The 16,103-nt window shown below is 52.9% G+C and carries 18 protein-coding genes; 4 read left to right on the top strand and 14 right to left on the bottom strand.

The features are described 5' to 3' along the window. Positions 1 to 92 precede the first annotated feature (92 nt). Positions 93 to 527, top strand: a complete 435-nt coding sequence (locus tag PD282_RS13265; RefSeq protein WP_274651153.1) for a MarR family winged helix-turn-helix transcriptional regulator — start codon at positions 93 to 95, stop codon at positions 525 to 527. A 49-nt stretch (positions 528 to 576) separates the two neighbouring features. Further along, positions 577 to 1,080, top strand: coding sequence for a hypothetical protein (locus PD282_RS13260; protein WP_274651152.1), 504 nt, complete (start codon positions 577 to 579; stop codon positions 1,078 to 1,080). A gap of 76 nt (positions 1,081 to 1,156) precedes the next feature. Here the strand turns inward: PD282_RS13260 and PD282_RS13255 are convergent, their stop codons facing one another. From PD282_RS13255 to PD282_RS13240, 4 genes are all read right to left on the bottom strand, one after another. Further along, entirely contained in the window at positions 1,157 to 2,536 is a 1,380-nt protein-coding gene (locus PD282_RS13255) for an FtsW/RodA/SpoVE family cell cycle protein (protein ID WP_274651151.1), read from the bottom strand. Continuing rightward, positions 2,533 to 2,865, bottom strand: coding sequence for a PadR family transcriptional regulator (locus PD282_RS13250; RefSeq protein ID WP_274651150.1), 333 nt, complete (start codon positions 2,863 to 2,865; stop codon positions 2,533 to 2,535). Before PD282_RS13250 ends, PD282_RS13255 begins: the two co-directional genes overlap by 4 nt. A 297-nt stretch (positions 2,866 to 3,162) precedes the next feature. After that, the gene (locus PD282_RS13245; protein ID WP_274651149.1) at positions 3,163 to 4,692 is read right to left on the bottom strand and encodes a malate:quinone oxidoreductase; all 1,530 of its coding nucleotides are present in this window, start codon (positions 4,690 to 4,692) and stop codon (positions 3,163 to 3,165) included. 304 nt (positions 4,693 to 4,996) lie between these two features. Then, positions 4,997 to 5,785: a peroxiredoxin-like family protein gene (locus tag PD282_RS13240; RefSeq protein WP_274651148.1), complete on the bottom strand. Its 789-nt coding sequence runs from the start codon at positions 5,783 to 5,785 to the stop codon at positions 4,997 to 4,999. Positions 5,786 to 5,860: 75 nt separating this feature from the next. Here PD282_RS13240 and PD282_RS13235 point away from each other — a divergent pair, with 75 nt between their 5' ends. Continuing rightward, entirely contained in the window at positions 5,861 to 6,154 is a 294-nt protein-coding gene (locus PD282_RS13235; protein ID WP_274651147.1) for a cyclic nucleotide-binding domain-containing protein, read from the top strand. Then, positions 6,144 to 6,542, top strand: coding sequence for a Crp/Fnr family transcriptional regulator (locus PD282_RS13230; RefSeq protein ID WP_274651146.1), 399 nt, complete (start codon positions 6,144 to 6,146; stop codon positions 6,540 to 6,542). The genes PD282_RS13235 and PD282_RS13230 overlap by 11 nt, the downstream gene beginning before the upstream one ends. Positions 6,543 to 6,613: 71 nt before the next feature. Here PD282_RS13230 and PD282_RS13225 read toward each other — a convergent pair whose 3' ends face one another. The 10 genes from PD282_RS13225 to PD282_RS13180 form a co-directional block, all read right to left on the bottom strand. Further along, complete coding sequence (locus PD282_RS13225; protein WP_274651145.1) at positions 6,614 to 7,864, bottom strand: MFS transporter; 1,251 nt, start codon at positions 7,862 to 7,864, stop codon at positions 6,614 to 6,616. Between the two features lie 252 nt (positions 7,865 to 8,116). Continuing rightward, positions 8,117 to 8,275 carry a hypothetical protein gene (locus tag PD282_RS13220; RefSeq protein WP_274651144.1) on the bottom strand — a complete coding sequence of 53 codons (159 nt, stop codon included), beginning with the start codon at positions 8,273 to 8,275 and terminating at the stop codon, positions 8,117 to 8,119. A 42-nt stretch (positions 8,276 to 8,317) separates the two neighbouring features. After that, positions 8,318 to 8,776, bottom strand: a complete 459-nt coding sequence (locus PD282_RS13215; protein WP_274651143.1) for a hypothetical protein — start codon at positions 8,774 to 8,776, stop codon at positions 8,318 to 8,320. A 248-nt stretch (positions 8,777 to 9,024) separates the two neighbouring features. Further along, entirely contained in the window at positions 9,025 to 9,441 is a 417-nt protein-coding gene (locus tag PD282_RS13210; RefSeq protein ID WP_274651142.1) for a GlcG/HbpS family heme-binding protein, read from the bottom strand. Positions 9,442 to 9,611: 170 nt separating this feature from the next. Continuing rightward, positions 9,612 to 10,550, bottom strand: a complete 939-nt coding sequence (locus PD282_RS13205) for a ketopantoate reductase family protein (RefSeq protein ID WP_274651141.1) — start codon at positions 10,548 to 10,550, stop codon at positions 9,612 to 9,614. A 177-nt stretch (positions 10,551 to 10,727) separates the two neighbouring features. Further along, positions 10,728 to 11,660 (bottom strand): 1-phosphofructokinase, encoded by a 933-nt coding sequence (pfkB, locus tag PD282_RS13200; RefSeq protein ID WP_274651140.1) that lies wholly within the window; start codon positions 11,658 to 11,660, stop codon positions 10,728 to 10,730. A gap of 13 nt (positions 11,661 to 11,673) precedes the next feature. Further along, complete coding sequence (fba, locus tag PD282_RS13195) at positions 11,674 to 12,543, bottom strand: class II fructose-1,6-bisphosphate aldolase (protein WP_274651139.1); 870 nt, start codon at positions 12,541 to 12,543, stop codon at positions 11,674 to 11,676. A gap of 30 nt (positions 12,544 to 12,573) precedes the next feature. Next, positions 12,574 to 13,629: an SIS domain-containing protein gene (locus PD282_RS13190; RefSeq protein ID WP_274651138.1), complete on the bottom strand. Its 1,056-nt coding sequence runs from the start codon at positions 13,627 to 13,629 to the stop codon at positions 12,574 to 12,576. Between the two features lie 106 nt (positions 13,630 to 13,735). Then, positions 13,736 to 14,683: a carbohydrate kinase family protein gene (locus tag PD282_RS13185; RefSeq protein WP_274651137.1), complete on the bottom strand. Its 948-nt coding sequence runs from the start codon at positions 14,681 to 14,683 to the stop codon at positions 13,736 to 13,738. Between the two features lie 41 nt (positions 14,684 to 14,724). After that, complete coding sequence (locus PD282_RS13180; RefSeq protein WP_274655201.1) at positions 14,725 to 16,023, bottom strand: ABC transporter substrate-binding protein; 1,299 nt, start codon at positions 16,021 to 16,023, stop codon at positions 14,725 to 14,727. Between the last annotated feature and the right edge of the window lie 80 nt (positions 16,024 to 16,103).

The following is a 16,103-nucleotide window of genomic DNA, read 5'->3' as shown; positions in this document are numbered from 1 at the left end:
ACAGTCCGGGTGCCTAGCCACAGACCCTCTTGACACAGGGGATCGTTTCCATTTAATATGTGTATATACACCATTTAAAAAGGAAGAGATGAATGTCTGGCTCGAATCTTCTTGACGTGCATCACTGTTTGTGTGCGGCCCTTCGGCGCGCTGATCGCATGATTACCCAGTTCTATGATGCGATCATTTCTCCGGGCGGTTTGCGTGCCACGCAGTTTACCCTTCTGGCGACGATTGCAGAGGCAGCTCCGCTCCCTATCAACCACCTGGCAGATCTGATGGGAATGGATCGTACAACCTTGACGCGCAATCTGAGCCCGTTGAGCAAGCAGGGATGGGTACGGATTGAGGTAGGCGAAGATCACCGGATCCGGGTTGTGACGCTCACCAAGGAGGGTCGACGAATACTAGCACAGGCCCAGCCCCTCTGGCAGCAAGCGCAGAGCCAGGTGCTTGACCGGCTCGGCCCGCAGCATGTCGAGGCGCTGCTCGCTGAGCTCTCATCGATATCGATGCGGAATCATTAAAATTTTTTTGCATATTTAAGTGTATATACACCTATAAAGGAGGATGTCTATGAATGCCCAACTCGCTTTTCCGATCAGTACAGGTGCCGCCTTGCTGTCCTTCACGCTTATCGTAATCTGGTATGTGATTCCCGGCTTGTCGAAGCGGCCGCGCGAAGAGGCGCTGCTCCCGCTCGTCCTGCTGAATACGTTTCGGTTCATGGGTCTGATGTTTCTGTTTCCTCAGGTGACGGGAGGGCCGCTCCCGCCGGACTTTGCCGTCCCTGCCGCTTATGGCGATCTCCTCACCGCGGTCTTGGCCATCATTGCCGCCATTGCGCTCCGGCTCCGGTCAGGATTGGCTCTTCCGCTCGTCTGGCTGTTCAATCTTGTAGGGTTCCTTGATTTGTTGTTCGCTACTTTCAAGGGAGTGACGCTTGATTTTCCGTCTTTTCAGGTAGGCGTGACCTGGATCATACCGACCTTGTACGTGCCGCTTTTGATGGTGGCCCATGTCTCCATCTTCTGGCTTCTGCTGCGGACTTCGAAATCTGTTCGGGCCGAAACCGTTTAACAAAGCACGAAGGGGATGCCGCGCGGCATCCCCTTTGCTGTTGATCGAGCGTACACTTCACTTGGCCGAAAGATGTCTATTCGTCGTGCCAGGGTGATTGAGGTGACCTGAATATTGCCGAGGAGTTTTTCAGGCTCGTAGAGGAGCCGATCATGTCCTTGCGCCTGTAAGCACCGAGTATCAGTCCGACAGCGGCTAACTCCGCGATTGTCCCCGGGCTCCAATCCAAAATCGGCAGCCGTATGCCTGTTATCGGCATAAATCCTGCACACATCAGCAAGTTCCATCCAAATTGAATGCCCAGTACGGCGGTTAAACCAATCATAAGTTTTTTGGCATAGCTATCTTGAAGACTGCAGCCTATGTGAGCAATTCTTACGATGAACAGTAGAACCAATACTGCGATCGCAATACCGAATACCCAACCAAAACTGTACACCAAATAAGAGTAAATCAGCTCGTTATAGCTATACGGAAGCCGCCGATTCACGACGCCAAAGCCCTGCCCCCACATGCTGCCTAATTGGATAGCCTCCATGGAACGCAATGTCAAAAAGCCGGATCCAAGGGCATCCGCATTCGGGTTTAAAAACCCGGTTATCCGCATCCACCGGAAATGAAACTGCGACGGCTGAAGCGTAATTAACATCCAAAGAAGGAATGCCGCGGCGCCGAATCCGGCAGTCAGGAGCAATCTTTTCCCAATAACCATAAGCAGGACTGCCAAACTAAAACCGTAAATAACAAAATCGCTTAATGCATCCGCTTTAACATAAAGTATGGCCGGAATAATGATCAAAACGGCAACATTCTTTATCATCCGCTTAAGTCTCCCATGTATATTTGAAGGCTCTAGTTTCTGTCCTTGCAAAATTCCGGAGACGGATATTACAAGTAAATACGGAGAAAGCGCATAAACATTATAGCCCAAGTCGTCTGCTTTGAACCATTGCGCGACCCCGTTTAGCCGCGTACCACTCAACAGCGGGGTTCCCATAACCAGGAGTGTCACTCCGTACAATAACCATGTGTATTTCAGCAGCTTACGATAGTCGACAAAATAAATCGCGATCATAACCGCGATTCCAATCAAAAGAAAAAGAAGCTTCTGTTCCACCACTAATTTGTCGTTCAATGAGTAGTTTAGTGCAAACAACGCAACGCCCCCGATGACAATCATTGCCGACAAAAGAGAAATGATGCTCCATTCAACTTTAGGCTTATGTACGGCGTGAAGCTGCCTGCCGACTTCATCGGGATTCCCCATCAGCTTAATCGACTCGATTATTGCCTCCTCTTCAGTCTTACCTTCCTGATCGATTTTTTCCGTTATCAGCTCCTGGAGATGACTCTGCAGTTCTTGCCTGATTTCCTCATGAATTTCTGTAGCTTTTACATGCGAGCAAACTTGATCAAGATAAGAGCGAAGATTAGGATACTCCAAATTTTTATTCACCCCTGCCCCTCCCCAATCACGCGGTCGACGGCCGTTCGAAACAACGACCATTCGCGCTGTTTCTCTCCAAGCTGATTGCGCCCTTCTTTTGTAATCCGGTAATATTTTCTCTTGCGGCCGCCTTCTTCGATCCAATAGGATTCTACATAACGTTCGGCTTCGAGTGTATGTAGGATCGGATAAAGCGTACCTTCTTTAAACGTGAAGATGCCGTTCGACCGCCGCTCGATCTCTTTTGTCATTTCATAGCCATACATGTCTTTGTTCTCAAGCAGGGTCAAAATTAAGATGACTGTACTGCCCTTCATCAGCTCTTTGTTAATTTTCATGCCTGCCTCCTCATACCAAGAATAACAATGCATTGATTATCTATGTATTAATATAGACAAATGGCAGCCGTTTTACAAGAAATATTATATATCGTCTAAAGGCGCAAAGTTCAAAATTGTGCGATCATCAATAATCGGCCCATCTTTCAGAGTACACCTCGGAACATCGTTTACCGTGCGATTTAAATTTGTGAGAAGGAGGGTTGATATTGCTTTTTATTTGAACGATAGATGGATAAAAAAAAGAGGAACCTCCATCAGGCTCCTCTCTTTCGCAGCTCTGCCTATCAATCAAGTCTACACGGATCCGATCGGATAGGATTTTTTGTCCTCGGTCAACGGGCTTTCGCTGATGAGGCCGAGCGAACGCGCGGTTGAAGTGTGAAGGGTATGAATAAGCTCCGGTTTCTTCGACAGTGATTCGCCATAGGAAGGGATCATTTCTTTCAATTTCGGTCCCCACGCTTTCAGATGCTTCGGGAAGCATTTTTGGATCACCTCGAGCATGACGGAAACGGCGGTGGAAGCACCCGGCGAAGCGCCGAGCAAAGCGGCGATCGAGCCGTCGGCCGCGCTGATGACTTCCGTTCCAAATTGAAGCGTTCCTCTGCCGGCAGCCGTATCTTTAATAATTTGCACCCGCTGGCCGGCTACCAGTAAGTCCCAATCGTCGCTTTTTGCGTCCGGAACAAACTCCCGTAATTCCTCCATGCGCTGTTCCTTCGATAATAAGACCTGCTTGATCAGATACGTTGTCAATGAAACGTTGTTTACGCCTGCCGCCATCATCGTGACGAGATTATGCGGTTTGACCGAAGTCAACAAATCAAACATCGACCCGTTTTTTAAGAACTTCGGCGAGAAGCCGGCAAACGGTCCGAAGAACAGCGATTCTTTCTTATCGATAAAACGGGTATCCAGATGCGGTACGGACATCGGAGGAGCGCCGACCGGAGCTTTGCCGTATACCTTTGCATGATGCCACGCTACAATCTCCGGATTTTTACAAACCATAAACAGACCGCTTACCGGAAATCCGCCGATCCCTTTTCCTTCGGGAATGCCGGATTTTTGCAGCAGATGAAGGCTTCCGCCGCCGCCGCCGATAAAGACGAATTTTGCGGTATGGCTTTGGACGGAACCGCTGTTCACATCCCTCACTTTCAATTCCCATGAGCCGTCGGCGGTGCGTTTGATATCATCCACTTGGTGCTTAAATCGGATGTCGACGTTCTTTTTCTGTAAATGGGCAAACAAAATGCGCGTTAACGCGCCGAAGTTGACATCCGTTCCCGATTCGATTCTTGTTGCCGCGATCGGTTTATTCATTGTCCGGTTGTTCATCATGAGCGGAATCCATTCCTTCAATTTTCCGGGATCAGCAGAAAATTCCATCCCTTCGAATAAAGGATGGGTGGACAACGCTTCAAACCGTTTTTGCAGAAAGGTCACATCCTCCTGACCTTGAACAAAGCTCATGTGAGGCAATGGCGTTATAAAGTCGCGCGGGTTGCGGATCAGATTGCTGTTGACCAAATAAGACCAAAACTGCCTGGAAACCTGATACTCTTCATTCACTTTTACCGCTTTGCTGATATCTATTGATCCGTCCGGTTTCTCAACGGTATAGTTTAGCTCACATAGCGATGAATGGCCTGTTCCCGCGTTGTTCCATTCGTTCGAGCTTTCCTCTCCTGCACTTGCAAGCCGCTCAAACACGGTAATTTTCCAGTCCGGCACTAATTCTTTCAGCAGCGAACCTAAAGTCGCGCTCATGATTCCGGCACCAATTAGAATAACGTCTGTACTCGTCTGTCTGTTGCTCATTTTTACCGTCCTTATACCCTAAGATTTGCAGAAAGGATGCAGGCACACACCTTCGCATGCGCTGCAGCTAGCAGGACGCGGCACGGTCCGCACCTTTTCTGGAACAAAAACACTGTCAACCATATTCTATTATTATATGATAGTTATTAGCGATTTGAAAGCCAGTAATGATGTAAAAGATCGTCCGCCGGCGCTCCGGGAAAAGATCCGCCGCTTCTGTACGGCATAAAAAAAATCAGCCCTCATTCAAAAGACTGATTTGTTTCTGCCTGCTCCGATGATGTGTCAAAGGCAAATCGTCATGTTACAGCAGCCGAAGCGCTTGAATAATTTCTTCCGGACTTTGCCGCTGCATAAAACTCGGATTTACATAAGCGGAACGGATAGTGGCATTTTCATCGATCATAAAGGTAGCCGGAACCGGAAGAATCCATTTTGATGTATGATTATATTCCGCCAAATCGAGGCCGAAGCTTTCCATCACTTCCTTTGCTCCCTGCGGGACATCGAAGAGAAGATTATATTTGGCGGTCACTATACCGTGCGGATCGCTGAGAACCTGGAATTCGAGTCCTTCCTTTTCCTGAAACGATAAGGAATGATCCGGCTTCTGCGGGCTGATTGCGATTAATTGCGCCCCTTGAGCTTGGATTTCCGGCAAAAGCTGCTGGTACGCCTTCAATTGAATATTGCAGAACGGACACCAGCCGCCGCGATAAAAAATTAAGACGACCGGTCCTTTGGCAAGCTCGTCGTACAAGACGATGTCCTGGCCCAATGCGTTGGACAGTTTGAAATCCTTTGCTTTTTGGCCGACAGTTAAGCCGGAAGCGATGCCTGACTTCTGCAGCTCCTCAATCATTTGACCGAACTTGATCTGCGCCTCTAAAGGCGAGTTTGCTTGAAACTGCTGTGCTGCCGCTTTCAACTGCTCGTTCATGCTCGTCATCTTGTAGGCCCTCCAAATAGGTATAGGATGATATAGATGCCTTTTTAGCTTAACCGCTGAACCGAAAGAACTTCTGTAAATGACTTTACTATTCCAAACAATTCGAACGGGATAAAAAAAGGCCTCTATTTGACATCGGTCCATTTGTAGGACAAGATTTATAGAGAGGCACGAACTGGAGAGCACTTTTTTTGAAAAGCATCGTGTGGAGGAAATGGAATGAATAAATTATGGTATCTGTCTCAAATCAGCATCTTTGAAGAAATGACCCGAGAAGAACTGAAAGCGATCGACGTGCTGAATACCATAACTCATTTCAATTGGATTCCGGCAAATGCCTTGGTTCAAACGCCGGATACCGCACCCGAAGGGCTTTCTTTCGTAAAAGAAGGCAAGCTTAGAGTTTACAAGCTGAATAACAGCGGCAAGCAGTTTACACTCGGCATTTTGACCCGGGGATATGTTCGGAGAAATCAATTCCTTATCGTTAGGAACGCAAAATGTGTACATTGAAGCGATGGAGTCGACACTGGTTTGCTCCATGTCCGAAGCCCAATTTGAACGGTTAATCGTAAGCAGGCCGGATTTGGCCCTGAAGTTTTTAAAAGCGGTCAGCGAGCGGTTAAAGGAACGCGACGAGCAGCTGGAGCAGCTGGCCTTTAACGGACTCCGGGGACGCATCCTACATTTGTTGTCGACGCTCAGCGCCAAATTCGGCATTATTGAAGACGGCTATGCGCTGATCGATCTCCCGCTGACGCACCAAGAGATAGCCAACATGCTTGGCGCAACTCGCGAGGCCGTCAGCGGCATCATGAGCGCGCTTGTTAAAGAAGGAATCGTCAAAACGTCGCGTAAATCCGTTCAATTGGCGGTCACGATGCTGGAAGAGTCGAAATGAAAAAGGGAATACCGAAGGCATCCCGAAATTGCATGACGCTTGCCGGCGTCTGGGCATCGCGTCTTCCCCGCTTACACGACCTCGTCCCTCCTGCGAAGCATGACATACAGGCAGAGACAGCAAACGGAACACAGCAGCGCCATAGCCGCGATAAAAACGTAGCCGGCCTGCAGACCGACAATCCGGCTGTCTGCCGGGCCGAGCCGTTCAAATAATCGGCGGACGAAATCGATCAGATAGCCGTTTCCTAAATTGCCGAGGACGGTTGCGATTCCCATTAACGTGACGGTGAAGGTAATGGCCGTTTCCGTCCCCTTTGGGTACCGTTTTGCGATCATCGCCATGACGGTCGGATAGATCGGAGCAATGCCGGCGCCCGCGACGGCGAACAAAACGGCGCCCGGCTCACCGATAAGAATAGCGGTCAGGCTGCACGCTCCCGAAAAAGCGGCGAACAGCATAACAGACACGGTATATCCGATTTTATCGGTGACAGGGCCGAGCAGCAGCCTCGCCAGCGTGAAGAAAAGGAAAAATAGCGAAAGCATGCCCGAGGCCTTCGGTATCGTCCAATCGTAGGCTTTCTCCAGAAAATTCACCAGCCAGCTTCCGACCGCCATCTCGGAGACGACGCCGAACGACAAAATCGCCACGATCATCCAGGCGATCGGATCGCGGACCAAAATCCGGAGAGAAATACGATCTTCGCGGCTATGCTCCTGCACTGGAAATTTCCCGAACAGCGAAGGAATAACCGGCAGTACGGATAATGACAGCGTCAGCAGGTACATCCCCCGCCAGCCCAGCTCACTCCCGAACAGCTTCCATCCCATCATCGCCGCCGCGATGACCGGGGCAACCGTCGAACTAAGCCCGTAGAAGAAATGGGACAGATTCATCATCGTCCCCGTATTTTTGGTGAAAATACGGGCCGCCATGATCGCGAGCCCGATCTCGAGCATGCCGTTACCGATATACATCAGGAAGTAGGATGCCGACAATAGTGCATAATTTACCGACAAATAAATGAGCACGCCGGAAACCGCCATCGAGCCGAAGGCCGTTATGCCCGTCCATTTGATTCCGATCCGTCCGGCAAGTGCCGAGGTGAAGGTGCAGGCCACCAGATAGCCGAGCGAATTAAGCGCGAGCAGCAAGCCGAGCTGCTTCTCGTTCAGGCTGAAATCCGCCTGCATCAGCGGAATGGCGGGACCCTTGATGTTCTCGGAAAATCCAAAAATAAGGAATCCTCCGAAAACGACACTCAACAAGAGAAGGTAGTTAAAGTTGATCCGTTTTGCCAATCGAAATTGCTCCTCCATGACGTCGACGTTGCTTCGCGCTTGCCGCTCGCCCGTTCGTGAGCGGCACATTCAGTTTAACGGGAACGACGCACAATGAAAAGACCGAATTTTCCGGTCATCCGCATGTTACCCGGACCATGCCTGGCAATATCAAACGACCGGGTATCAAAATAAAAAAATCTCATCCTGATTGAGTGGACGAGATTTCACATACTCAAGGATATCTTGAGCAGCCGTGACGGATGACGATGCATTTTTCCATGTATGTATCTATTCCTGTTCCAATAACCCCGCCGTTTCCTGGGAAGCCATTTGTTTTTGTGCGTTTATCACACCGCTGTGCTTATGGCCGATATCATGAACCTCGCTGCGTTCGTGGGGGTGATCAAGGCTTCGTTCCTTGCCGCCGCTTTGTTTCGACTCCTGCATACCATCCTCCGCTTCCTTCGGCGCAACCGTTATGGCAACACCTCAATATTCCTTTTTCCTGCGAAACATCCTGAAGATGGCCACGATGACGATCAGCCATAAGGCGAAGCTGAGCAGGGACAGCAGCGGAAAACCGAGCGAAAATCCGGCGAACGGGTTAAACAGCGAGCCGAGAATCGTGCCGAGCGCCAGACCTCCGAATATACCGCCGAAAAATCCGCCGAAGCCCGTTCGCGGAGCGGGAGTCGTCCGCGGGGCTGCCGGATTGCGAGCCGCATTATCCGGTCTGGCCGGCGCCGTGCGCCCGGGTCCGATTCCGGGATTATAGCTTCGCCGCGGCGACCGGATCGCGCCTCGCCGGAACGGCTCTATCGTATTTTTCTGCTCGACCGCCCTTTGTTTTTCATACGATTGCGCTGGATTCGGGCCGGCGGATGTTTGTGCTGTCGAAATCCCGATCGCCAAAGGGAACAGCAGAATGAGCACCAAAATGATTCTCATTTGTCGAATTGCACCTCCATCTCCTAGCGTTCCCTTCCGCCGGCGGAACATGCACATGAACCGGCACAGATGGCGCACTGCGGCCGGCTTTTGCTCCAGCTGCCGTTTGCCCGGCATGCGCTCCCCCCTTCCTCCCAAGGCATAACGAAAAAACCACCGCATACCGGGGTATACGATGGTTTCAGCGTTACATTTGAACGAAATCGGACTGCTGCACAATTTAAAATGTTCTGCGCGCGCCGCGCTGATTATTCGATATTGCCTTCCGCAACAAAGTTAGCGATATACTCCGTAATCGCGTGATCTTCTTCGGCCGCAAGCCCGCTGATTCCCACGCAGCCGATCAAGGCTCCGGATTTGTTTTTAAGCGGGTGGCCTCCCGGAAGCGCCGTCAATGCCGGATCGCAGTAATAACTGATTTCCAGCTTGTCCCGCTGCAGCCGGGCCAGAAAAGCATCCGTGGGAATACCGATTCGAATGGCCGTATATGCCTTCTGCTGCGATATCGCAATGCTGCGCAGAGGAGCGCCTTCCATCCTGTCGAAAGTAAGCAGATTGCCGTGCTCATCGCCGACCGCAATACAGATGGGGCGGCCGTAATCGCGCGCCGCTTTGTCCTTCCCCAATTCAATGATTTTCCTTGCATTCTCTAGTGAAAGCGCCATCAAAAATCAGCCTCCTGTTGTTTCTGCGATTCATTTTCCGCTGGCAGGCGATAAGCTCCAACGGGAAATCCGTTTTTTCTATCGTTATGATATCACGAAACGAGCGGAAGCAGGGAAAAAAATCGGATTTCGCGTCGCCGTGGCAATCCGATTTCAAGCGGCTGCTTCGTTCAGGCTAGTGAAGACGGTCCGGAAGCCTCACCATTCGCGTACGGATGAAGCAATGCGTACACGGCACGCAGGCAGGGGACGTTGATGCGGTGCTTCTCGCCTAACCGGACGGCGTATCCTTGCAGGTTTTCCAGCTCCAGAGGCAGGCCGCCGGCGAGATCCCGGTACATGGACGAAGTCATCGTTTTCGGGACGGCCGCGAATCTCCCCCTAATTTTCGTATTGATGTCTTCCTGGAACGTAATTCCTTCTGCACGGGCAAGCCGGGTCAGCTCAGCCAGCATGTCCTCCATAAAAAGCGCCGCCTCTCGATCGGCCAAAATATCGCCAAGCGGCTTGCGCGCGGCGGACGTCATGCCGCTGAGCACGGTCAGAAACAAATATTTTTCCCACATGTCCCGTTTGATATCGTCGCTAAGCGTTACTTTAAAATCGCATGGCTCCAGCGTCTGCATCAGCTGAGACGCAGCCGGCTTGTTTTCCGCGGACAGCGCGCCGAATACGATTTCCTGCATCGGACTCGTCTGTACGATTTGCCCTTCGCGGTCGAGCGTCGATTCGATGTAGTTCAAGCCGCCCAGCACGGCAGAGCCGCCATAACGTTCCAGCAGCCGATCGACGGGTTCGATCCCGTTCAACAGCGAGACGACCTTCGCCCCTTGCGATACCCAGACATCCAATGCCGGAAACGCGCCTTCCAGCTGGTACGCTTTGACAGCTGCGACGATGAAATCCGGACGCTCCGCATCCTCCGCCTTTGTAATCAGCTTCGGCCGAACCGTAAAGTCGCCGTGTACGCTCTTGACGCGAAGACCGTTCTCCTCGATTTGCCGATAGCGCTTTTCCCGGACGAAAAAAGTGACCGGAACGCCGGCACGGACCATTTTTCCGCCGAAATACCCGCCGACGGCACCGGCTCCAACGATTACGATATTCATGTCTATCCCCTCCCGATGACTATATTATACCTTCATCGGATATCGTGCGATAGAAATAGAAATGAAACCTGCTATCACATCGGGTGATAGCTGAACTCCGCTTCAACCGGCAGCGAAAAAGCCGCTCCCTTCCCAAACGGAAGTGAACGGCAGGATAACTACTTAACCAAGGAGCTTTTACCCGGCGGATTCAACCGTTACGAGACCAAGCAGATTGTCGACGTCGGCCGGCTCCACCCAGCCGGTTCGACGCTGCAAAGCGTTCGCCGTACCGGCTGCCGCGGCCAGCCGCAGGCAGTCCTCCGGTCCGCGTCCGTCCGCAAGGGCAGCGGCCATGCCGGCTAGAAACGCATCGCCGGAGCCGACGGTATTGACGACGGGAACGGCGGGGATCCGGATGCGGTAACGGCTGCCCTCCCACAGCGCCAAAGCTCCGCTGCCGCCCAGCGAAACGACGGTCCGGGAAATCCGGTTTCCGCAGAAGTCCTCCAAAGCGCGAAAATAATCCTCTTCCCCGCCCCCAGCCTTGCCCAGCAGCGCAATCGCTTCCTCCTCATTGGGCTTGATGAGGCAGGGACCCGCCTCCAGTCCGCAGCGCAGCGCTTCTCCGCTCGTATCGAGGAAGACGAACGCACCCTCCGCTTTCGCAATGCGGATCAGATCCGCATAAATATCCAGCGGCACACCGGCCGGGAGGCTGCCGCTGAAGCAGACGACCCGAGACCGGGCGGCCAGCCCGGCCAGCTTTCGTTTCAGCTCGCCGATCTGCTCCTCCGTTATAGACGGTCCCGGCTCCAGCAGCTCGCTTGAAGTCGCGGCCGATTCGTCAATGATGTTGAGACATATCCTTGATTCCCCATCGACATGCACAAAATCGTGCGGGATGCCGCTCTGCTTCAGCGTATTTTCGATATATTGGCCGTTATAGCCCCCGACAAAACCGGCAGCCATGACGGGAAATCCCAACTGCTTGATGACTCTTGCCACGTTAAGCCCTTTGCCTCCGGCATCGACGGACATGTTCGACACGCGAGTGACTTGACCGATCGGGAACCGGGGCAAATAATAGGTTTTATCGATTGCGGCGTTCAAGGTTACGGTCGTAATCATCGCCTGGCCTCCTCTACTTCCAATCGAAAGCTTTGCCGGTGCACCCGAGCATCGTCATTTTGGCGATTGCCGCTTCTTTGACCGCCTGCTTGGCGGGAATCATATATTTGCGCGGGTCGTTCTCGTCCGGATGCTCGGCAAACACCTGCTTGATCATGTCGGAGAACACGATCCGGATTTCGGTGGCGATGTTCATCTTCGCCATGCCGAGCGAAACGCAGCGCTTCACCTGCTCCTCGGGAATGCCGGAGCCGCCGTGCAGTACGAGCGGAACGGACACCTGTTCGGCGATGCGGCGAATCCGGTCGAAATCGATGTTCGGCTCGCCTTTGTACATACCGTGGGCGGTGCCGATGGCAGGCGCAAGCGTCGGAACGCCGGTCAGATCGACAAATCGCGCGCATTCCTCCGGGTCGGCCATCAGTGCGTCATGCTCCGCGACGACAATGTCGTCCTCCACGCCGCCCACTTTGCCAAGCTCGGCTTCCACGTTGACGCCGCCCGCGGCCTGCGCGATTTCGACAACCTTCTGCGTCCGTTTCACATTCTCGTCGAACGGAAGCATCGACGCGTCGATCATGACGGACGTATAACCGGCACGTATACATCTGACGATCATGTTGAAGTCGGTGCAGTGATCGAGATGCAGCGCGATCGGAATGCCCGACCTGTCCGCCGCCACGGAAGCGGCTGCGGCGATATAATCGGGACCGAGGTGTTTAACGGTACCCGTCGTGGACTGCAAAATGAGCGGGGACCGCGTTTCCTCCGCCGCTTCCACGACCGCCTGCAGCATTTCGAGCGTATGTACGTTAAACGCGCCGATTCCGTACCCGCCCGCTCTAGCCGATTCAAGAAGCGGCGTCGATGAAACTAGTGGCATAATCACACTCCCCCTAATCCGTATGCTCGTTTATATTTTAACAACCTGCGTCAAATTTTTCGGGGAATCCGGATCGACGTTCCGCTGAAGTGCCGTATAATAACCGAGATATTGAAGCGCGGGCAGGTACAGCACGCTCCTCGCCTCATCAGACAATTCGGCTCCGCCGATCTCGAACACCGTATCGGCAAAAGCCGTATCTTCCCCTTTTGCAGCCGTGATCAGGACGATATGCGCCCCGTATTCCTTCATTTCCTCCGCAACCTTCAATTCATAGGAACGGGCGTGCTCGGATACGAGCAGGCAAACCAGGGTGCCGTTATCCACGATGGATTTGGGGCCGTGGCGGAATTCCAGGGTGCCGTAGCTTTCGGTCCAGACGTACGACATCTCCTTGATTTTCAGACTCGCTTCGGACGCGATGCCGCCGTAAGCTCCCATTCCTAAATAAATGTACTTATTAAAAGATTTGCTTTCCGTCAGCATCCGGACGACAGCGTCGGCCTCCCGGACGACCGCAGCGTCGCGTTTCATGACGGCTTCCAGCTCGCCCAAGGCTTTGACGTTTCCGGCCCCTTTTGCAATGGCGGCCTGCATCAGAAAGGTCATGCTGCTGAACGATTTGGTCATGACGGTGCTCTGTTCCCGGCCCAGCGGCGAGACGAGACATTCGGCGAGCCGCGCCATCCGGCTGTCCTCGTAACAGGTAATTCCGGCAATCGTCCAGCCCGGCAGATCGCGGACGGATTCGAGTGCCAGAATGACTTCCGTCGATTCGCCGGAGCGGGAAACGCCGATCAGCAGCCGGCTGCGCCCCTGCGGCGCAGCCTGGTCGCGGAACAAATAGATTTCGGAGGAAGGATAAGCCGCCGTGCTTTTCCCGGCCCAGGACCGGCAAGTGGCCGCCATCGTGAGCGCCTGATAATAGGAGGAACCGGATCCGATAAAAATGATTTCTTCGTAAGCGGGATTAAGAATATATTTCGCTGCCCATTCCTGCTGCTTCTCCAATTGCTCCCACGCTGCCTGCAGCGCTTCGGCTTGCGTCGATATTTCCGGATACGTAAATTTTCCATACTGCGACATAGGATTAAGCCCCTTTCATCATAATAATGAAATACTAAATCATTAATATGATTTTTTCAATCATTTTTTAATAAATATTTGATTAATTTTTGTAAACTGCTTCGTTTTAGCCTTCGGCACGAAGCGAATGGGCGGACATGAAGGCTTCGACTTCCGCCGCGTCCGGCACGCTGCTTGCGCCTCCGATCCGCTGCGTGGCCATCGCGCCGCAAGCGCTCGCAAAAAGAAGCAGCTCTCTTCCCGTTTTGCCCGTCAAACGGCCGTAAATGAGTCCGGCATTAAACGAATCGCCCGCTCCCGTCGTATCGACGGGAACAAGATTATACGCCTGCACCGAGCAGATCCGCTTGCCGCGATCCAGCAGCATCGCTCCCCGCGCTCCCCGTTTCACGGCAGCCATTCCGCCATAGCCGGACAAGGCTTCATCCGCCTGTTCGATGTCGCCGGCACCCCAAATATGCAGCAGCTCATCCTCGCTCGGAATAAACATATCGGTATGCTCCAATAATCGGGATATTTCGTCCCGATCGAACCGTTCGTCCGGGTCCCACCCCGTATCGAAGGAGGTGGTGACGCCGCGCTTTCGCGCCTCGGCGAACAGCGCGTTCCAATGAGGCTTCATGCCCGTTTGCAAATAATACGAACCAAAATGAATGTGATCCGCCCGGTCAAACAAATCTTCGGGCAAATAATCGGGGGCCAGATGAGGAATGGCTCCCATATACGTCAACAGCGCCCGGTCGCTCCCGTCCGACAACGATAACGTTACGCCCGTTTGCAGCGCGGGATCGGCTTTGACGAAATCGGTCCGCACCCCCATAGCCTGCAGCCTCTCGATGCAGAACGCGCCAAAGCTGTCGTCGCCAACAACGCTTACGAACGACACGTCCAGGCCGAGCCCCGCCAGACCGCATGCCGTAATCGCGGAAGACGAGCCAAGGACGGCGCGGAACGAGTCCACCGTTTTTTCGCGGTTCCACTCCGGGGTCACGTCTTTTCCGGTTACGATAAAATCGACATTCAGTTCGCCCAAAACAACAACGCTGCGGCGCATCGGACACCTCCCTGGGGGAGGGAGAGGATCTCCCTCCGAGTTTATTTATGGGAATCGATCATCTGATTAATATTATCCTGAATTTGTTTTAATCCTTCTTCAACCGTCACTTTTCCTTCGCATATCGCCTGAAAATGGTCGGAGACCACCTTCCACCAATAATCGCGATCGATTACCGGTCCGACCCATTGACCGTACTGCAGCACGTCAAGGGATGTCTTCATGAGCGGAACCTGCTGCAGAAAATCGGCGTCGGCCGCCACCTTCTTATTGGCCGGCACGGTAAAGGTCCGCAAATTCCAGGCTTTCGCCTGATCCGGCTGCGCCGCGAAGGTGACAAAATCTTTCGCCGCCTCCTTGTTTTTGCTGGCCGCGGAGACGACCTCTCCCCAGCCGGATTCGGCCGCGAAAACGGGCGGACCGGAGGTGAAGGAAGGAACCGGAATATAATCGAAGCCGTCGGTTCCGAACGTCGTCTTCCCTTCCGCAATCGTCCACGGTCCCGCCGTCGTCATCGCCGATCCGTTTTTGAAGAAGATCATATAGGGCTCTTCGTCCGTATTGCCGAACGTGGATAAATCCGAAACCTTGTATTTCGTAATCAAATCGGTGAGTGCGGTCATCGCCTTGACGGCTTCGGGAGTCTGGAAATTGACGTGGTTGTCCTCCGTCCAGTACTTGCCGCCCTGCTGCAAAATCATGGCCAGAAACGTAAAATTGACACTGTCGTTGGACGTAATGTCCAGCCCTCTCACCTTGATTTTATTGCCGTCGTAAACCGTCAGCTTTTGGGCCGCTTCAATCATATCGTTCCACGTTTTGGGAGGGTACGCAATGCCTTTTTTGTCAAACATGTCCTTCCAGGCCAGCATCCCGTCGTTTTCGATATTGAATTCGTGCGGTATGCCATATACCTGATTGTTGTACGTATAACCCCCGATCGCCGCGGGATACAGGTCGTCCTTCAGCGTGCCGAGGTCCAGAGGCTCAAGCTTGCCGTTCTTGGCGTATTCCCACACCCAGGTGCCGAACATTTGGGCGATATCCGGCGGATTGCCCGAAGCATAGCTGGCCTGCAGCTTTTGAATAAACGCATCGTAAGGGAACGTTTGGTAATTGATGGTGATCTCCGGATGAACCTTCTTATACGCTTCGATCAGCTGTTTGTTTGCATCGACAAATGAGGGGCTGTCCTGAGACCACCAGGTCAGCGTGACTTTTTTGGATGACGAACCGCCGGAACCGCCGGAACCGTTCGATCCCCCCGCCCCGCCGTCGGAGCATGCGGTCAAACCCAAGATGAAGACGAGCAAGAACGGCAGTGCCATTTTCAACTTCATTCCCAAATCCATTACCTCCCGTTTGATAATGTTGAACGCGCGGCGGACGATGTCAGCTCATCGAGAAGTCATCGAAGCTC

It is taken from the genome of Paenibacillus humicola (genome assembly GCF_028826105.1).
GTDB lineage: Bacteria > Bacillota > Bacilli > Paenibacillales > Paenibacillaceae > Paenibacillus_Z > Paenibacillus_Z humicola.
Note: the sequence above shows the minus strand (reverse complement) of the source record. Positions and strands in the feature narration are given on the sequence as shown.